The 18,503-nt window shown below is 63.2% G+C and carries 13 protein-coding genes; 8 read left to right on the forward strand and 5 right to left on the reverse strand.

The window, feature by feature from the left end:
- Positions 1-168 precede the first annotated feature (168 nt).
- Entirely contained in the window at positions 169-1,836 is a 1,668-nt protein-coding gene (locus tag RCO24_RS04675) for a hypothetical protein (protein ID WP_308960234.1), read from the reverse strand.
- A 256-nt stretch (positions 1,837-2,092) separates the two neighbouring features.
- Between RCO24_RS04675 and RCO24_RS04680 the strand changes: the two genes are divergently transcribed.
- The 8 genes from RCO24_RS04680 to RCO24_RS04715 all read left to right on the forward strand — a co-directional run bounded on the left by RCO24_RS04680 (position 2,093) and on the right by RCO24_RS04715 (position 12,483).
- Entirely contained in the window at positions 2,093-2,833 is a 741-nt protein-coding gene (locus tag RCO24_RS04680; protein ID WP_308960235.1) for a 16S rRNA (uracil(1498)-N(3))-methyltransferase, read from the forward strand.
- 18 nt (positions 2,834-2,851) lie between these two features.
- A complete protein-coding gene (locus RCO24_RS04685; protein WP_308960236.1) occupies positions 2,852-3,457 on the forward strand; it encodes a glutathione S-transferase family protein in 606 nt (201 codons plus the stop codon).
- A 121-nt stretch (positions 3,458-3,578) separates the two neighbouring features.
- Complete coding sequence (gene ileS / locus RCO24_RS04690; protein WP_308960237.1) at positions 3,579-6,683, forward strand: isoleucine--tRNA ligase; 3,105 nt, start codon at positions 3,579-3,581, stop codon at positions 6,681-6,683.
- The gene (gene lspA, locus RCO24_RS04695) at positions 6,680-7,210 is read left to right on the forward strand and encodes a signal peptidase II (protein WP_308960238.1); all 531 of its coding nucleotides are present in this window, start codon (positions 6,680-6,682) and stop codon (positions 7,208-7,210) included. The genes ileS and lspA overlap by 4 nt, the downstream gene beginning before the upstream one ends.
- 56 nt (positions 7,211-7,266) lie before the next feature.
- Positions 7,267-7,734: a hypothetical protein gene (locus RCO24_RS04700; protein WP_308960239.1), complete on the forward strand. Its 468-nt coding sequence runs from the start codon at positions 7,267-7,269 to the stop codon at positions 7,732-7,734.
- Between the two features lie 253 nt (positions 7,735-7,987).
- Positions 7,988-9,382, forward strand: coding sequence for a pitrilysin family protein (locus tag RCO24_RS04705; RefSeq protein WP_308960240.1), 1,395 nt, complete (start codon positions 7,988-7,990; stop codon positions 9,380-9,382).
- A gap of 178 nt (positions 9,383-9,560) precedes the next feature.
- The gene (locus RCO24_RS04710) at positions 9,561-10,934 is read left to right on the forward strand and encodes a pitrilysin family protein (RefSeq protein ID WP_308960241.1); all 1,374 of its coding nucleotides are present in this window, start codon (positions 9,561-9,563) and stop codon (positions 10,932-10,934) included.
- Between the two features lie 187 nt (positions 10,935-11,121).
- Positions 11,122-12,483: a glucose-6-phosphate isomerase gene (locus RCO24_RS04715; protein WP_308960242.1), complete on the forward strand. Its 1,362-nt coding sequence runs from the start codon at positions 11,122-11,124 to the stop codon at positions 12,481-12,483.
- Positions 12,484-12,654: 171 nt separating this feature from the next.
- On the opposite strand, the gene RCO24_RS04720 is transcribed toward RCO24_RS04715, so the two are convergent.
- From RCO24_RS04720 to RCO24_RS04735, 4 genes are all read right to left on the reverse strand, one after another.
- Positions 12,655-13,272 (reverse strand): response regulator transcription factor, encoded by a 618-nt coding sequence (locus tag RCO24_RS04720; protein WP_308960243.1) that lies wholly within the window; start codon positions 13,270-13,272, stop codon positions 12,655-12,657.
- Positions 13,273-13,372: 100 nt separating this feature from the next.
- Entirely contained in the window at positions 13,373-14,347 is a 975-nt protein-coding gene (locus tag RCO24_RS04725) for a PQQ-dependent catabolism-associated beta-propeller protein (RefSeq protein ID WP_308960244.1), read from the reverse strand.
- A gap of 32 nt (positions 14,348-14,379) precedes the next feature.
- Positions 14,380-16,212, reverse strand: a complete 1,833-nt coding sequence (locus tag RCO24_RS04730) for a quinoprotein dehydrogenase-associated putative ABC transporter substrate-binding protein (RefSeq protein ID WP_308960245.1) — start codon at positions 16,210-16,212, stop codon at positions 14,380-14,382.
- A 207-nt stretch (positions 16,213-16,419) separates the two neighbouring features.
- Positions 16,420-18,309: a PQQ-dependent dehydrogenase, methanol/ethanol family gene (locus RCO24_RS04735; RefSeq protein ID WP_308960246.1), complete on the reverse strand. Its 1,890-nt coding sequence runs from the start codon at positions 18,307-18,309 to the stop codon at positions 16,420-16,422.
- Between the last annotated feature and the right edge of the window lie 194 nt (positions 18,310-18,503).

An 18,503-nucleotide genomic window follows, 5' to 3' on the forward strand; every position in this document is an offset into this window, starting at 1 on the left:
CATTGTGCGGCCGAACCTACTCGCCGCGGCCCTCTCGGGCAACTCGGACAGCGAGCGACGACGGACGCGACCAAAGGATGGCGGCGCACTGCGACAGTTTTCCGCTTCGCTTCTTGAATGTGACCGATGTTTCACGCTTCAGGCTGGTAGGGCCTGAAGCGATCATGGTCACTTGGATGTGACCGAGTGGGCCGCCGGAGCCGCCGCCAGGAGCACATCCGCGACGTCGTCGGAGAAGCGGCGGCGGACACCGTCCACGATTACGCCGTCCGAGCCTTCCGGGTCGGGGCGCGCCGGGGGCAGGCCATGTGCGACGAGGGCTTCGGCGCAGCCGGGCCAGTCTCCACCTTCGACCGGCGTGTTGCAGGAGGCCCAGGAGAGCGAGCCGCAGACGTTGTCGCCGAAGCCGTGCGTCTCCTTCCAGCTCGCGCCGTGTTCGAGGAGGAAGCGGACGAGCCCAGCGTCGCCGCGGAACACGGCGTGGTTCAGCGCCGACGCCATCCAATCGCCGCCGCGGGTGGCAATCGGCCAACCCAAGATCACCATCAGCCGCACGGCTTCGCCACAGCCCTCGGCTGCCAGCTCCGGCAAAAGGGCGAGCTGGAATTCCGAGAGCGCACCGATGAGATCCGGGCGATCCGCCAGCATCCGCCGCGCCGCCGCCTCGTCACCGGCTGCGCACGCCGCGATGAATTGCTCCTCACGCGAAAGCGTCGTGCCTGCGCCGCCGGCCTTGCGCAGCAGATTCGCGACCTCGGGAAGCCCATATTGCAAAGCCAGCACGTAGGCGTTTACGCCTTTGGGGGTGCTTGCCGCAGGGTCGGCGCCTGCGGCGAGCAAGGCATTAACATGAGCTGGCGACCGGCGCCGCCTGATCGCCCACAGCAACGGTGTGCCGTAGTCGTTGGTTGGCGCGCTACTGGCCGGCTCGTTAGGATCTCCGCCGTGCGCCAGCAAAAGCCGCAACGGCTCAGCGTCAGCGAGATCGAGCGACCGATAAAGGGCGTTGCTGCCGGTGACGCGGGCGCCGGCTTCTAACAGCAGCCGCGTGCAGATCGGGTTCTCCAGCGCGTGGTAAAGGGACTCGCCGTCGTTCGGATCAGCACCGGCCTTGAGCAGAAGCTTCGTCAGCTCGGGATCGTGGTTCTGTCCGGCTGCCCCATAAAGCGCAGAGAGACGGTAGGACTCTGACGGTGCGTCCGGCGAAGCCGCCCATCGGCTTTGAACGCTTTGATTGGGATCGGCGCCCGCTTCGATCAAAAGCCTTGCGCAGGCGTGCAGGCGATCGCGATAGGCCGGAAGCCTCACCAGGCTCGACTGCGTCACCGCGACGAGCGGCGGAAGACTGAGCGGTCCACCCGGGCGGTCAACCCATGCGGGATCGCGATCCGTCTCCCGGCGCAATACGGCTTCATCGCCGACCCCGCAGGCGAGATAGGGGTCGTTGCCCAATAGATCCGGGCGCTCTTCCAAAATGCGCGCGGCCACGGAAGGCTGGGCGCGGTTCATGCCGCCCGCGATGTCGCCCGCGTAGATAAGGCGCAGAAGATTATGGTTCGCAGTGGCGGGATCGTCGGCCTGCGCATTGCGCGCGGCGACGAAACCCGCGAGGTCCGCCCACGACGCGAAGCCGTACTCGCGCGCAACACACGACTGGGCGTCGTGCAGGCGCAAACCGAGTGCCGCGATGGCATGATCGTCCTTGGCGGCGGCAGCGGGAAGAGCGTTGCGAAAACGGGCGATGGCCGCAGGATCACCACTCCGATAGAGGGCGAGCAGTTCCTTGGCCTGCTTTTTCAAATGGCCAAGATTCGGCCGGTCCGGGAGTCGCTTCATAGAAACCTCCGTGCATGAAGCGCCGAGTGACCCGCAAATTCGGCTGCACAAAGGTTCGAGTGTCAGCGTGCGACTGCAAGTGGGCTCAGCCCTTTCCGCGGGTCCGGACGCGGCTTGCACCGCAGCCTCATGCTAGGACAGGCGGTCGCCGCCGGTCAACGCGGGTGCGCTACTGGGCAGGTATGGGACCGCCCCGTGTCTCGGTTGGAGGGTGCCTCGGTTGGAAAGAAGCCGGGCATCGGCTATGGGATTGCCCATGGCAGTCCACGATTTCACCTCTCAGCGCCTTTTCGTCGATCACCCGCTCAATGCAGGCGCGCAGATCATCTGCACGCCGGAGCAGGCGAGCTACCTGCGGTCGGTTCTCCGGCTTTCGGGCGGCGACGAGATCCTGATCTTCAACGGCCGGGACGGCGAATGGCGTGCCCGCCTTGCGGAGGCGGGGAAGCGCGGCGCGACGCTCGAAGCGCAAAGCCTGGTGCGCCCGCAGACCGGCGGCCCGGACATCCACTACCTTTTTGCGCCGCTGAAGCGGTCGCGGCTCGACTACATGGTGCAGAAGGCGACGGAAATGGGCGTCGCGCGGCTCACCCCCGTGCTCACGCGCCACACCGTCGCCGAGCGCGTGAACCTGGACCGCATGCGGGCCAACGCCATCGAAGCGGCCGAGCAATGCGGAATCCTGCGCGTGCCCGAGGTCGCGGAGCCGGTGAAGCTTCCGTCGCTGATCGACGGCTGGGAGGCGTCGCGCCGCCTGATTTTCTGCGACGAGGGGGCGGAGCAGGCGAGCCCGCTCGCCGCGCTTGGCACGCTCTCGCCGGGGCCGGTCGCCGTGCTGATCGGACCCGAGGGCGGATTTTCGCCCGACGAGCGAGCTATGATCCGCGCGCGGCCGGAAGCGCTCGCGCTTTCGCTCGGGCCACGTATCATGCGGGCCGATACGGCTGCTGTCGCCGCGCTTGCCCTCGTCAACGCCGCGCTCGGCGATTGGCGCTGAACAAATAAGGAGCAGGTCATGCTGACGCTCTACCACAACCCGCATTCGCGCTCGCAGATCGTGCACTACATGCTCCACGAGCTCGGAGAGCCGTTCGAGATCGTGCCGATCGATCTCCAGAAGAAAGAGAACAAGGCGCCCGAGTTCCTGAAGATCAATCCGATGGGCAAGATCCCGGTGCTGCGCGACGACGAAGCCGTGGTGACGGAGGCGCCGGCGATCCTCACCTTTCTCGCCGACAAGTATCCGAAGGCGAGGCTCGCGCCGGCCATCGATGCGCCCGAGCGAGCCCGCTACCTCAAATGGATGTTCTTCTACGGAAGCTGCTTCGAGCCGGCCTGCATCGACCTGTCGATGAAGCGGGAGACCCCGCCCTCGATGGCCGGATGGGGGCAGCCCGCCGACGTGCTCGATACCCTGTCAGCCGCCCTCATCCCGGGGCCGTGGCTGCTCGGCGAGCGGTTTTCGGCCGCGGACGTGCTGATCGGCTCCGGCGTGCGCTATATGCTCGGGTTCAAGGTGCTGCCTGAGCGGCCGGAATACCTCGACTACGTCAAGCGGCTCGAGGCCCGTCCGGCCCACCAGGCGGCCCGGGCGGCCGACGAAAAGCGGCTTTCCGGCTGACGCGCCGCAATCCCTGGGGCGCAGGCTTTGCGTCCTGCGTCTCGGGTTGCTAGAACGCCAGCAAATCGCGGGCGGCCCAAAATCCGGGGCGTGCCCCCTCCTGACATGAAAGACGGCGGAAATGGCAAAGGGCAACGGCGTGGCGGAAACCGACGTCAAGGGCAGCGACGGCGCTGGTGGGCGCGACTGGAGCCAGACGCTCAATCTGCCGCAGACCGATTTTCCGATGCGGGCGGGGCTGCCCGACCTCGAGCCGAAGATCCTCAAACGCTGGCAGGAGCGCAATCTTTACAAGGAGTTGCGGGACGCCTCTCAGGGACGCCCGAAGTTCGTGCTGCATGACGGGCCGCCCTACGCCAACGGCCACATCCACATCGGGCACGCGCTGAACAAGATCCTCAAGGACCTGGTGGTCAAAAGCCAGCAGATGCTCGGCTTCGATTCCAACTACGTGCCGGGCTGGGACTGCCACGGGTTGCCGATCGAATGGAAGATCGAGGAGCAATATCGTGCCAAGGGCCAGGAGAAGCCAAACTTCTCGGACCCGGCCGCGATCAACGCGTTCCGCGACGAATGCCGGCGCTTCGCGGAGAAATGGGTCGACGTGCAGCGCGAGGAGTTCAAGCGGCTCGGCGTGATCGGCGACTGGGCGAACCCGTACCTCACGATGAGCTACGCGGCGGAAGCGACGATCGCCAGCGAGCTGATGAAGTTTGCCGCCAACGGGCTTCTCTATCGCGGCTCGAAGCCGGTGATGTGGAGCGTGGTCGAGAAGACGGCGCTGGCGGAAGCCGAGGTCGAGTACCAGGACTATCAGAGCGACGCGGTGTGGGTGAAGTTTCCTGTTCGTGACGCGCTTACCGCTACCAAACCTGAATGGCTTGACTCATCGAAGCCATTTCCAATGGTGAATGCGGCAAACTTGCTGTTCGACGCTTCAATCGTCATCTGGACCACCACGCCGTGGACACTCCCCGGCAACCGCGCCATCAGCTTCTCGTCGAAGATCGCATACGGCCTCTACGAAGTGACCGCTGCGCCCGAAAACAATTGGGCTAAGGTCGGCGACAAATACATTCTTGCGGACAAGCTCGCGGCCGACGTGATGAAGTCTGCGAAGGTGGAAGCCTTCGAGCGACGGAGCGACGTGGCGTCTGAAGACCTCAAGAGCCTCGTCAGTGCGCATCCGCTCGCTGCGCTCGGCTATGATTTCGACGTCCCCCTCCTCGACGGCGATCACGTCACCGACGACACCGGCACGGGCTTCGTGCACACGGCGCCCGGCCACGGCGCGGACGACTACATCATCTGGATCGCGAACCAGAAGGCGCTGCGTGACCGCGGCGTCGACACCACAATCCCGTTCACCGTGGATGCCGACGGCGTGCTGACCAAGGAGGCGCCCGGCTTCACCGGCAAGCGCGTGCTGAAGGAGAACGGCGACAAGGGCGACGCCAACGACGCCGTCATCAAGGCGCTCAGCGAAGCCGGCAACATCATCGCGCGCGGGCGGCTCAAGCATCAGTATCCGCACTCGTGGCGCTCGAAGAAGCCGATCATCTTCCGCAACACGCCGCAGTGGTTCATTGCGATGGATAAGTCGCTTTCGCCGCTCAAGACCTTGGAAGGCGACGTCGTGCCTGCTCCGCTACGCACGCTGCGCCAGATCGCACTCGACGAAATCAAAGCCACCGAGTGGGTGCCGGAAGCGGGAGAGAACCGCATCAACGGCATGATCGCCAATCGGCCGGATTGGGTCGTCTCGCGCCAGCGCGCATGGGGCGTGCCGATCACCGTGTTCGTCGCCAAGGCCGATCATGACGGCTTCAAGGAAGGCGATATCCTGCGCGACGAGAGCGTCAACACCGCGATCGCCGACGCGTTCGCCAAGGACGGCGCGGACGCGTGGTTTGCGGCCGGCTCGGCTGAGCGCTTCCTCAAGCCGAAATACGATCCCGCCAAGTGGGAGCAAGTGCGCGACGTGCTCGACGTATGGTTCGACTCGGGCTCCACGCACGCCTTCGTGCTCGATGATCCAAAGCAGTTCCCCGGCCTCTCAGGCATCAAGCGCGTTCGTGATGGTGGCCGCGATCGCGTGATGTATCTCGAAGGCTCGGACCAGCATCGCGGCTGGTTCCATTCCTCGCTGCTCGAAAGCAGCGGCACGCGCGGGCGCGCACCCTACGACGTGGTGCTGACGCACGGCTTCATCCTCGACGAAAAGGGGGATGAGAAGATGTCGAAGTCGAAGGGCAACGTGCTGTCGCCGCAGGACGTGATGAAAACGTCAGGCGCCGACATCCTGCGCCTCTGGGTGGCGTCGGCCGATACCACGAACGATATCCGCTTCGGACCTGCCATCGTGCAATCGGGCGCAGAAGCTTACCGCAAGCTTCGCAACACGCTACGCTGGATGCTCGGCGCGCTGCACTATTTCTCGCCGGAGCTGCAGGTCGCACGCGCCGACCTGCCCGAGCTCGAACGGCTGATGCTGCATCGTCTTTGGGAGCTCGACCGCGACGTGCGTGCCGCTTACGCGGCTTATGACTATCGCGGCGTCGTCGCGGCGCTGTCGCCGTTCATGAACACGGATCTCTCCGCCTTCTATTTCGACATCCGCAAGGACACGCTCTACTGCGAAGCCTATTCGAGCGTGAAGCGGCGGGCGGCGTTGACCGTGATCGACCAGATCTTCGGCTGCGTGACTTCGTGGCTGGCTCCCATCCTCAGCTTCACGGCGGAGGAAGCCTGGATCCACCGCTATGGACCCGAGCGCAGCGTGCATCTCGAAACCTTCCCCGACGTTCCCGAAGCCTGGCGTGACGACGCGCTGGCCGAGAAGTGGGAGCGCGTACGCGATGTGCGGCGCGTGGTGACCGGTGCGCTCGAACTAGAACGGGCCGCAAAGCGGATCGGCTCCAGCCTCGAGGCGGCGCCCGAGATCTACGTGACGGATGCCGCAACACTCGAAGCCATCCAGGGTATCGATCTCGCCGAAATCTCGATCACGAGCGCGGCGACCCTGGTGCGCAAGCTGGCGCCGGATAACGCCTTCACGCTCCCCGACGTGGCGGGCGTCGGCGTGGTGCCGCAGCGTGCGGAAGGACGTAAATGCGCTCGCTCGTGGCGGATCACCACCGATGTGGGGTCAGATCCGGATTTTCCGGACTTGTCGGCCCGTGATGCCACTGCCGTCCGCGAGCGCGACTCACGGGGTCACGCATGACCGCTGCGGCAGGATCTTTCTCGCGGTGGTTGTGGGGACCTTATTCTGCCCTCGCGCTCAAGATCGCGGTTGTGACGTTCGTCGTCGACCAGGCGCACAAGTGGTGGATGCTGCTGATCTACCGGATCGAGGAGAAGGGGCGGGTGACGATCACCTCCTTTTTCGATCTCGTTTTTGTTAAGAATACCGGCATCAGCTACTCGATGCTGGACGGCTCAAGTTCCTCCTGGCAGCTTGTTCTGGCTTTGTTTTCCGTTATCGCCTCTGCCGCCCTTTGGGCCTGGCTCGCGGGCGCCGGAACCGGCCGGCTGATGGCCTGGGCGCTTGGTCTGATCATCGGCGGAGCCCTTGGAAACGGGCTCGACAGGGTGCTGATCGGTGGGGTGGCGGACTTCTTCTCGCTGCACGCCTATGGGTTCTACTGGTATGTCTTCAACATCGCAGATGTGGCGATTGTTGCCGGTGTGGTGTTGCTCTTGTATGACTCCTTCGTGGGGAGTCGCAATGACGCCGCAAACTCGGGTTAGCCCGTCGGATGTAACGCACGGGTTTGCAGGGCAAAAAACGGGGCGGGCGATCAAACATGATCACAGGCTTGAAATTCGCTAAGCGCTTGGTGGCCGTCGCGGTCATCCCGTTTGCGCTGGCCATTGCCGGATGCTCGGCCGACGACGTCCAGCTCAACGGCAAGATCTTCGATGCGGTCGGGCTCAACAGCATCGGCCAGAAGTCCGCCGAGCCCAAGATGGTCGAGCGCGCGCCGCTCGTCATGCCGCCGAGCCTCGATCGCGTTCCCGAGCCCGGCCAGCCGGCCGACGCGGCCGCGAACGACGTGACGGCGATGGTCGACGACCCCGACAAGAAGGCTAAGACCAACCGCGCCGAACTCGAGAAGCAGCAGGCCGAATACTGCAAGACGAACTACGAGATGGCGAAGGCGCGCGGTGACGACAACGCCGACCTTGCCACCGGCCCGCTCGGACCGTGCCGCGCGTCCGTGCTGTCGGCCATCCAGATATGGAACAAGGGCGACGACGCCGACGAGGAATGAGCGGCGGAAGCGCCGCCCGCTCGTCCATGGCGTTCAGGGAAATCCCTGACCGATCAATCCTCTGATCTGCATATACCGTTCTCCTAACGTGATTTTTCCCACTTCGACATGAACGGGTTGTCATTTGACAATGGCGCCCGGAATGCCGAGATCTCGTGCACGTATTTGCCTGCCCTTCCGGTCGGCGCCGGACGGCAGTTTTCCCCCCGCGATCACTCGCCGCCGAGGATCCGATCTCGCCACCGAGGATCATATGATGCATTCAACGGGCGTACTGCGCCTTCTTACCTGGATTGCCTCGATCATGCTCGCCATTGCGCCTTCACAGCTTCATGCCCAGCCCCGTACCAGCGAATTCAAGCTCGCCAACGGGCTTCAGGTCGTCGTGATCCCCGATCATCGCGCCCCCGTCGTCACGCACATGGTCTGGTACAAGGTCGGTGCGGCCGATGAGCCGAAGGGCGTCTCGGGCATCGCGCACTTTCTCGAACATCTGATGTTCAAGTCGACGGACAAGATTCCGCTCGGCGAATTCTCGAAGATCGTCGCCCGCCTCGGCGGCAACGACAACGCCTTCACCGGCCACGACGTGACAAGCTACTTCCAGCGCATCTCCAAGGACCGCCTCGGCACCGTCATGGAGATGGAAGCCGACCGCATGGTCAATCTGCGCCTCACCGAGAAAGAGGTTCTGACCGAGCGCGACGTGATCCTCGAGGAGCGGCGCAGCCGCATCGAGAACAACCCGGCTGCGATCATGGACGAGCAGATGAACGCGGCGCTCTACTACTCGCATCCCTACGGCATCCCGGTGATCGGCTGGGAGCACGAGATGGCGAAGCTTTCGCCGCAGGATGCGATGACCTTCTACAAACACTTCTACGCGCCCAACAACGCGATCCTCGTCGTTGCCGGCGACGTCACCGCCGATGAAGTGCGCGCACTCGCCGAAAAGACCTACGGCCAGATCCCTGCCAACCCCACGGTCGGGGCGACGCGCGAGCGTCCGCAGGATCCGCCGCAGCGCGCAGCGCGGCGCGTCGAATACAGCGATCCGCGGGCCGGCAAGGCTTCGTTCCATCGCGACTACGTCGTGCCGAGCTACATCACCGCGAAGCCCGGCGAGGCCGAAGCGCTCGACCTTCTGATGAAGATCGCCGCAGACGGCGCGACGAGCCGGATCTACAAGCGCCTCGTCGTCGAGGAGAAGATCGCCTCGTCCGCAGGCGGCAGCTACTCGGGCTCGGGCCTCGATTATGGAACGATCAGCCTCTACGCCGTCGAAGCAGGAACAGCCGGTCTTCCGCAGATCGAAGCGTCAATCGACAAGGTGCTGGCGGAGATCCGCGACAATGGCGTCACGGAAGCCGAGCTCAAGCGCGCGCAGTCGAGCTATATCGCCGACTACATCTACGAGAACGACGACCAGGCCTCGCTCGCCCGGCGTTACGGCTGGGGCCTCGCGCTCGGCCGCTCCGTCGCGCAGATCGAAGGCTGGCCGGATGCCATCTCCAAGGTGACGGTCGACGACATCAAGCGCGCCGCAGGAACCTATCTCGATGTTCGCCGCTCGGTGACGGGCTATCTGCGCCCGTCGACGGAAGGCAATGTCCGTGCGGAGCAGCCGGGCGCAAAGAGCCGCTCATAGGGCTCTTCACCAATCGTGCTCGCCCGGAAACTTTCGTTCGCACGGCTCCGCCATGACTTGTTCGCACGGCTCCGTCGAGATCTGCTTCAGAAGTTTCCGGGAGCACACTCTAAGTTGGCAGTGCTCCTTATTGGAAAACCGCTTCACACTTTTCCGGGAGCACTTTAAGGACATCCCAATGCCCATGCTCAACCGCTCGCTCGTGCGTCTACCCCGCATCGACATCGCGCTCTCGTTGACCGTCCTCGCATTCGCCCTCCTCTTCTCTTTTTCCAGGCCCGCTCACGCCATGAAAATCCAAGTCGTCAAAAGTCCGGGCGGTATCGAGGCCTGGTTGGTCGAAGCCCGCGAGAACCCGCTGCTGGCGCTCAAGTTCTCGTTCGAAGGCGGCAACTCGCAGGATCCGAAAGGCAAGGACGGCGTCGCCAACTTCGTCTCGGCGATGCTCGACGAGGGCGCGGGAGACATCCCGGCAAGCGACTTCCAGGAGAAGATGGAAGAGCTCGCGATGCGCATGCGCTACGAGGACAGCCGCGATGCGTTTTACGGCAACTTCGAGACGCTGACGCAGAACCGCGACGAATCCGTCAAGCTCCTGAAGCTCGCACTGACGAAGCCGCGCTTCGACCAGGATGCGGTCGAGCGCATCCGCGCGCAGCTGCTGGCCAACCTCGTTTATTCCGATCGCGATCCCGAGAAGGTCGCGGCAAAGGAATGGTACGCGACCGCGTTCTCCGGGCACTCCTACGGCCGCCCGTCGCAGGGAACCGAAGAAACCGTCACCGCCATCACGCGCGACGATCTCGAAGCCTATCGCAAGCGGATCTTCGCGCGCAGCAATCTCAAGGTCGTGGCGGTCGGCGACATCACGCCGGAACAGCTCGGCAAGCTGCTCGACGACGTGTTCGGCGATCTCCCGGAAAAGGCAGAGCTTGCGGACGTGCCGCTGACCAAGCCGGTCTCGGGCGCCCAGGAAAAGTGGATCAATATGGACGTTCCGCAGTCCGTCGCGGTATTCGGCCTGCCCGCCATGCCCCGCAAGGACCCGGACTTCATGGCCGCATTCGTTCTCAACCAGCTCATCGGCGGCGGCGGCTTCGCTTCGCGTCTGATGGAGGAAGTCCGCGAGAAGCGCGGCCTCGCCTATTCGGTCTATAGCTACATTCAGCCGTTCCGGCATACGTCGATCTTCTCCGGCGGCGTGGCAACCCGCGCGGATGCCATCCAGCAGTCGCTCGACGTAATCCGCAAGGAGCTTAAGCAGGTGGCCGACGAAGGCCCGACGCCGGACGAGTTCGAGAACGCCAAGAAATACCTGACCGGCTCCTATGCGCTCCGCTTCGATACCAACTCGAAGATCGCAAGCCAGCTGCTCGGCCTTCTGGAAGACGATTTCGGACCCGACTACATCGACAACCGCAACAAGATGATCGAGGCTGTCACGCTCGACGACGCCAAGCGCGTCGCCAAGCGCCTGCTCGATACCAACAACCTGATCGTGACGATCGTCGGCCAGCCGGCAACGGCTCCAGCGGCCGACAAGAAGGGCTGAGCCAGCCCTTCTGCCCTCAGTCAGGGGCAGAACTCTCCTTCGCGCAAGCGTATGCCCTCACCCAACCCTCTCCCCAGCCGCGGGGAGAGGGAGATCGCTTGGCGAACGGAGCAAAAAAGGCTACCTCCACGCGGCAACCAAGGCGGTTCCTCGCAGGTTATGGGGACGCCATGCCCATCAGGACGCCATGACCTCATCCAGCTCTCTCGCCTCCCCCTCCTATCGCCAGTCGATTGCAGGCTGCCTTTCGGGCGCCATCGGCGAGCACGGCCTTTCGGAGAGTGAACTCGGCCGATGGCTCGAGAAGCTCAAGCCCGCGCTGCACGACCTCAAGGCCGACCACGCGAGCGGACGCCTGCCGCTGCTCAGAATTGCCGAAGAGACGGCCGACCTCGACGCAGCGGAGGCCGCGCTCGACAAGCTCTGCCAGGACGCGGAGACCGTCGTGTTTTTCGGCACCGGAGGATCGGGGCTCGGCGGACAGACGCTGGCGCAGCTTGGGGGCTGGAACCTGCCGGGCGTTTCCTGCTGCTCGGCCGGGCGCCAGAACCGGCCTCGTCCCCGCACGCGTTTCTACGACAATCTCGATCCGCTCACGCTTTCGGCCGGGCTTGCTCGCCTCGATCTCGAGAAGACGCGCTTCGTCGTCACGTCGAAATCCGGCGGCACGACCGAAACGCTGGCGCAACTGATCACAACGCTGTCGGCAATCAAGGCGGCGGGCCTCGAAAGCAAGATCCCGCAGCTTTTCCTCGGCATCACCGAGCCTGACAAACCTGGCAAGACGAACGGCCTCAGGGCGCTGCTCGGCAGCCTCGGCGTTCCGATGCTTGAGCATCACACGGGGATCGGCGGGCGCTTCTCGTGCCTCACCAACGTCGGCCTGATGCCGGCAATCGCGCGCGGCCTCGATGCGCGCAAGATCCGCGAAGGCGCGCGCGAGGTGATCGACAGCCTCGTCAACGCATCGTTCCCGATCGCGTTCGCACCTGCCATCGGCGCGGCGACGGCCGTCGGGCTATCGAAAGAGCGCGGCATCCGCACGCTCGTCATGATGCCCTATAACGACCGCCTCGGCCGTTTCTCGGAATGGTACGTGCAGCTGTGGGCGGAAAGCCTCGGCAAGGGCGGCGAAGGCACCACGCCGGTTCCGGCGCTCGGGCCGCTCGACCAGCACAGCCAGCTTCAGCTGTTCATGGACGGCCCGCGCGAGATCGCGGTGACCGTCGTGCGCGTCGCAAGTGCCGGTGCGGGTCCGGTTCTCGACGCCGAATTCGCGAAACTCGCCGGGCAGGATTTCCTCGGCGGGAAGACGCTCGGCGACGTGGTCGATGCGCAGGCCCATGCGATCGCAGAAGCGCTGACGCAGGCGGGCCGGCCAGTCAGAACCTTCGATATCGATACGCTCGACGAGCGCTCGGTCGGCGCGCTGCTCATGCATTTCATGATCGAGACGATTTTGGCGGGGCGGCTTCTGGAGCTGGATCCGTTCGACCAGCCCGCCGTCGAGCTTGCGAAGACGCTAACCAAAGAACGGCTGTCGCGCTAATCCGCGTTCTGGAGCGTGACTGCCCTTCTTCGAATTGCAATCACGCTCAAGATTCTTGATGAGACCGATGATTCACGCTTCGGACTGATAAGGTCCGAAGCGATCATGGTCTGGTCGTGATCCTCGAGCGAGCCCGAAGATCACAGCGCGTGGAGGATTCGCGGGCGCTTCCTACTTGATGCGGCGCTCGACGGAGAGGCGGATCAGATCGGCCGTGCGCTCGACGCCGAGCTTCTCCTTCAAGCGGCTGCAGGAGTTCGCGACCGTCTTGTAGGCGATCCCGAACGTAGCTGCGATCTCGGCCAGGCTCTTGCCCTCGCCGAGCAGACGCAGAATCTCCACCTCGCGGTTCGACAGCTTGTGCAACGGATCTTCGGTGAAGGCCGAGCTGAACACCAGCTCGCTTGCCATAGAGCGATCGAGATAGCGATCTCCCGACGCGATCTTCTTCACTGCCGTGACGAGCTCTCCTGCTTCCGCGCTCTTGCTGACATAGCCCGCCGCGCCGGCCTTGAGGGCGCGCATGGCATAGCTCGGCTCCGAATGCATGGTGAACATCACGATGCGGGACGCGACGTTCTCGGCCTTGAGACGGCGCAACAGCTCAAGCCCGCTCGACCCATCAAGATTGATATCGAGCACGACCACATCGGGATTGATCGCGCGCGAGAGGTTCATCGCATCCTGGGCGGTTGCGGCCTCGTGGATCTCGGCGCCGGAAATGGTCGCGAGCAGGCGGCGAATGCCCTCCCGCACCACGGCGTGATCATCGACCACTAGAATTTTCATTGTATAGCAACCTCCTCGCAGCCCCATGAGGGTATCACCCTCGGTGCGCTTCAAACAGGCGGGAGAAATTCCCGTTCTCGACCTCTACCGCTCGCTGCGGTCAAGGCTTTATGGCAATGCCCCAGGGCAGGCGCCCGACCGGAACCGACCGGAGCGGCTTCAGGGTGGCGATATCGACCACCGTCATGTCGTTGGTCAGTCCGTTGGCGACGAACAGCTGCGATCCGTCCGGGTGCACGGCCATATGCCAGGGGCGCTGGCCAACCAGGATGTAATTCTTGATCTCGAAGGTGTTCGTATCGACGACGGCGACGCGGTTGGCGTGGCTTAGCGCGACGAACGCGAGCTTGCCGTCCTTCGACATCTCGATGCCGACCGGCTGGATCAGCTCCGGGTTGACGCCGGGAATCGTGAAGCCGAACTTCTTGATCACCTTATAGGTCGCAGCATCGATGACCGACACCGTGCCGCCGATCTCGGCCGAGACCCACACGTGGCGACCATCTCTCGTGAATTGCGCCTCGCGCGGACGGGTATCGACGAGGATGTTTTCCAAAACCTCGAGCTTTTCGTTGTCGATGATGTGCGCCATGCTCGTCTGCTCGGATGTGGCCACCGTGATTTTGTTGTCGGGCGCCACCGCCATGCCCTCAGGCTCGACCCCGATCATGATCTCGGCCAGGACTTTGCCGTCGGCAGCCTCCATAACCGTGACGTAGCCCTCGTCCTCGTTGGCGATGTAGATCCGCTTGCCGTCCGGCGACACGTCGAGCAGCTCGGGATCAGGCCCCGAGTTCAACGTTCGGGAAATCTCGAGCGTCGCGGTGTCGATCACGTCGAGCCGGTTGTCGTCGCCGATGCAGACGAGCACTTCCTTGAAGTCCGGCGTGATGCGGATACCGCGCGGACGCATCCCTGTCTGGATCGTTTTTATGATCTTCAGGGACTCGTCCAGCACCGTGACGGTGTTGTCCTTCTCATTGGTGACGAAGATCGTGAAGGCGCCGGCCGGTGCGGCCGCGGCCGACCCCAACAGAAGGGCGAACGTGGCGGAGGCGATGGTCCTGATATGCATCGATGGCCTTCTGTTTCGTCTCATGAATTTGCTCAGTTAGGCAGGCCCGGATCGACCGGTGTCTTGGCGGCGCGCCCGGGCGACTTCTGCATCAGCTTCAAGGCGCCAACGGCGGCGTCGAAGCCTGCACCGGTCGCGATTTCGAGCGCCGTCTGGCCGTTCGAGGACTTCGTTTCGAGGTCGGCGCCCGCTCCCGCCAAAAGGCCGATGATCGGCGCGTTGTTGTGACCGGCCGCGATCATGACGGCGTTGACGTTGTCCTTTGAAAGGGCGTTGACGTTCGCGCCCTTGTCGACCAGCAGGCGCGCGAGATCGAGCGGCTGCGGGCCTTGCGCGAGATTGCCGGAGCGGGTCTTGGCTGCGAGCTGCGTCGCCAGCACCATCAGTGGCGTCACGTTCTCGATGCCGGACGGCGCATTCACGTCGGCGCCAAGATCGATCAGCGCCTTAGCTGCGAAGTATTTGCCGTCGCCGATGGCCCACGAGAGCGGCGTGATACCCTGCTTGGTCTTGAGCTCCAGGTTCGCGCCCTTTTTCGCAAGCATCTCGACCGTGGGCACGTGATTGCGGTTGATGGCATGCAGCAGCGGGAAAAATCCGTCCGCGTCTGGCGTGTTGGGATCCGCACCTGCGTCGACCAGGATCTCGATCAGACTCGGAGCGCGGTTGCGGGCAGCCGTATCGAGCGGCGTGAAGCCACCCGAATCGCGAGCATTTACGTCGGCGCCCTTCTTGATCAGGAAGCGGATACGGTCGAGATCCTTGCCGATGATCGCGTTGACGAGTTCCTGGTTGACATCGGCGCCTTCCGCCAACCAAGCCTCGAGGCGCTCTTCCGTCACGATCTGGTCGGGCGAAGCCTTGTCGCTCGGCGGGACGCGCGGTGCCTCTTTCAGGAAGCGATCCTGCGAAACCTTGCGGATACGATCGTAGTAAGAGCCGTGCGAAGGCAGGTCTCCATCCACCGCGCATTTGGAACACTTGACGAGCGGTACGCCGTACTCCTTCAACACAGCGGCAATCTCTTCCTTCTTTCGGCTCAGCGCCCAATCGATCATGTACTTCAGCATGACCTGGTTGCGTTGCATGCCGATCGCCAGCTCGAACTCCATCGGAACCTCGTTCTCCCAGAGGTTCACCGGTTGAATGACGATCGGCTCTTTTCTTTGTGTCTTCAGCCAGCCGGCAAACGGTCCCCAGACACCGGCCACATCCAGCTCACCGTCGATGACTTTCTGCACCTGCTGCCAGGGCTGATGTTTCGGTTGCAGATCCGTGTCGTAAGCGATGATGTGGAGGTCCAGGTTCTTGTGGCCGCGACGCTCGAGCGCCTCGCGCAGCCCGGAATGCTGGAACACGCCAATGCGCAGTGTCTTGAGCAGCGGGTCGTCTAGGCTCTTGATGTCGAGCTTTTTGTCCTCGCGAGACGCGAACACATAGGTCGTGCTGTAGATCGGTTCCGTCGTGAGCAGGTCCTGAAGCGCGATCGGCATATCCATCAGGATATCGCATTCGTCGTTCTGGAATGTCTCGCGGGTCAGCCCGCGCTCGTGATAGGGGCGCCAAAAGAAGCTCGCGCTGCCGCCGAGATCCTCGGCCAGAATCTGCGCGATCTTGTTCTGATAGCCTTCCGCCTTCGCGTTCGAGAGCGGCATATTGCCGGGGTCAGCACAGACGCGGAGAATGCTGAGCTTCCGATTGCGCGCGTCCTGGCGCACCTTCGTGTGCTCCGCGGAGGTCAGTTCATCGAACGACTTGTTCTTGGTATAGGAGCGCAAGTTCTCCGGCCTCTGCTGTGCGAAGGCTGGCACAGCGACAACAAGAGAAAGAGTTGCGAGCAGCAGGGCCTGAGGCAGCTTTCTCACGCTTCACCTATAATGTTATAATGTTGCTAATATAGGCGACGCGCCGCTCCTGCAAGTCCGGATCCCCCCTCGGGACAGTCACAGTGCGATCACTCTTTCGCGTGCGGCGCCGATCATCGGACTTCGAAATACGCTTCCGAATGGTCCGTCATGCAGAAAGACGCCCGGTGTCGCAAGACACCGGGCGTCCCGTTTTCTAGCCTTCGATCACTCGCCGAGGGCGAACGTGTAGAGTTCGCCGCCCTGCGGGATCTTGTCGAGGCCGGTGGCTTTCGCCATCGCCGTCGCACCGATCGCGCCGAACTTGTCGTTCATGTCGAGACCAGCCGTGACAGGGATGCCGATCCAGCCGCCCAAGCCTGCGAAGATCGAGACATATTGCTTGCCCTTGATCTTGTAGGTGATCGGGTTGCCGATGATGCCGGAGCCGAGCTTCTTCTGCCAAAGCACCTTGCCGGAGGCACGGTCGACTGCGCGGAAGTGGCCGCTCTTCGAGCCGTAGAACATCAGGCCGCCGTCGGTGACCATGGTGCCCGACCAGTTCGGATAGGGATCGGGGATTTCCCAATCGGTCTTGCCGGTCACGACGTCGAACTTCTTGATCTTACCCGAGATGCCAGGCTTCTCAGGATACATGTACACGTTGGCGAACACGTAGACCGTGCCCTGCTGCGTGTGCGTGCGCTCCTGAGGCTCGTCCTCCATGCACCAGTTGTTGGTGGGGCAGTAGAACTTGTTCGGCTCCTTCGGATCGACGGAGCAGGGCTGCTGATCCTTGCCGCCCATCGCCGACGGGCAAGCCGCAACGTTACGGCCAACTTCGAACGGCGAGTGCTCGTAGACCTTGATCGGACGGCCGGTCTTGAGATCGACCTTCTCGGCCCAGTCCACGGTCACGAACTTGTTGGCGCGCAGCAGCGTGCCATTCGTGCGATCGAGGACGTAAGCAAAGCCGTTGCGGTCGAAGTGAACCAGCGCCTTCACCTTCTTGCCATCGACGTCGAGGTCGTTGACCAGAATGTTCTCGTTGACGCCGTCATAGTCCCACTGATCGAACGGCGTCATCTGGTAGGCCCAGACCGTCTCGCCGGTGTCCACCTTGCGAGCGAAAATGGTCATCGACCACTTGTTGTCCCACTTGCCGGTGTTGCACTCTTCGTGAGTCTTGTCGCCGCAGCGATAGCTCGGGCTCCAGTGGCCGGGGTTGCCGGTCGACCAGTAGACGAGCTTGAGCTCGGGGTCATAGCTGCCCCAGGCCCAGTAAGCGCCGCCGCCGATCTTCCACTCACCGTCGTTGGTCGTCGGATACGAAGTGATGCCGATGTCGGTGCCAGCGGTGCCGAAATGCGGATTGGCCTTGTTGGTGTCGGGCGTCAGGCAGACGTCCTTATCCGAACCCGTCGAGTGGCACTTCCAGACTTCCTTGCCGGTCTCGATGTCGTAGGCGGTCAGGCGTCCGCGAGCCGCGAACTCGTCGCCGCCGAAGCCGGCAATGACAAGGTTCTCAGCCACAAGCGTCGGGCCGGTGATCGTCTCACCCTTCTCGGGATAAGCGTGCTTGACGACCCACTTCTCGGCGCCGGTGGTGGCATCGAGTGCGATCACGAAGCCGTCGAGGGTGTGATAGATGACCTTGCCGGCCGCGTAGTTGACGCCGCGGTGAACGGTGTCACAGCAGGCGCGTGGAACGGCCGATTCATCGCGATCGGTGGTCTTGACGTAGTTCCAGATCTGAACCGGGTTGTCAGGGTCAGAGAGATCAAGAGCCTGCAGGATGTTGCACTGGGCCATGTTGGGGCAGCCCGACGAGAAATACATCATCGGCTTGCCGTTGTGCTCGACGACGACCGGCTGGCCCTCGTGACCACGCAGAGCACCCGTCGATTGCGACCAGACATACTCCAGCTTCTTTACGTTCGACGTATTGATGTCTTTCAGCGTCGAGTGACGCGTGAGCTTGTTGTCGCGGCCCGGGGCGGGCCAGAGATTTTCATTCTTCGCGTTCTTCTCGATCTCGGCGTTTGCGAGCACAGGCCCGCTCATACCGAGCAGAGCAGCAATTACGCTGCCCGCTACAAAGGCTAACCTCTGTTTCATTGTGCTTCCTCTCCTAGTTTTCGATGACTTTCAGACGGCACCTCTAAACCCAGCCGTTTTCTGAAATTCACCCCATCTCGCTTCCCGGCCATTTTGGCTTGGCCAAAAAACGCGATCCCGCATTACGCAAAACCGCATCAACGGCGCTTTCGGCCGCGATCGTCTTGCGCATCCAAACTTTTTCAATCGTGCGT

This window comes from Hyphomicrobium sp. LHD-15 (assembly GCF_031157355.1).
Classification (GTDB): Bacteria; Pseudomonadota; Alphaproteobacteria; order Rhizobiales; family Hyphomicrobiaceae; genus Hyphomicrobium_C.

What these genes read in the sequence shown, in the direction of transcription:
- RCO24_RS04710 (WP_308960241.1), top strand. Translation starts at nt 9,561, where the DNA reads ATGCCCATGCTCAACCGCTCGCTCGTGCGTCTACCCCGCATCGACATC.
- RCO24_RS04735 (WP_308960246.1), bottom strand. Translation starts at nt 18,309, where the DNA reads ATGAAACAGAGGTTAGCCTTTGTAGCGGGCAGCGTAATTGCTGCTCTG.
- RCO24_RS04725 (WP_308960244.1), bottom strand. Translation starts at nt 14,347, where the DNA reads ATGCATATCAGGACCATCGCCTCCGCCACGTTCGCCCTTCTGTTGGGG.
- RCO24_RS04715 (WP_308960242.1), top strand. Translation starts at nt 11,122, where the DNA reads ATGACCTCATCCAGCTCTCTCGCCTCCCCCTCCTATCGCCAGTCGATT.
- lspA (WP_308960238.1), top strand. Translation starts at nt 6,680, where the DNA reads ATGACCGCTGCGGCAGGATCTTTCTCGCGGTGGTTGTGGGGACCTTAT.
- RCO24_RS04705 (WP_308960240.1), top strand. Translation starts at nt 7,988, where the DNA reads ATGATGCATTCAACGGGCGTACTGCGCCTTCTTACCTGGATTGCCTCG.
- RCO24_RS04680 (WP_308960235.1), top strand. Translation starts at nt 2,093, where the DNA reads ATGGCAGTCCACGATTTCACCTCTCAGCGCCTTTTCGTCGATCACCCG.
- RCO24_RS04720 (WP_308960243.1), bottom strand. Translation starts at nt 13,272, where the DNA reads ATGAAAATTCTAGTGGTCGATGATCACGCCGTGGTGCGGGAGGGCATT.
- RCO24_RS04700 (WP_308960239.1), top strand. Translation starts at nt 7,267, where the DNA reads ATGATCACAGGCTTGAAATTCGCTAAGCGCTTGGTGGCCGTCGCGGTC.
- ileS (WP_308960237.1), top strand. Translation starts at nt 3,579, where the DNA reads ATGGCAAAGGGCAACGGCGTGGCGGAAACCGACGTCAAGGGCAGCGAC.
- RCO24_RS04675 (WP_308960234.1), bottom strand. Translation starts at nt 1,836, where the DNA reads ATGAAGCGACTCCCGGACCGGCCGAATCTTGGCCATTTGAAAAAGCAG.
- RCO24_RS04685 (WP_308960236.1), top strand. Translation starts at nt 2,852, where the DNA reads ATGCTGACGCTCTACCACAACCCGCATTCGCGCTCGCAGATCGTGCAC.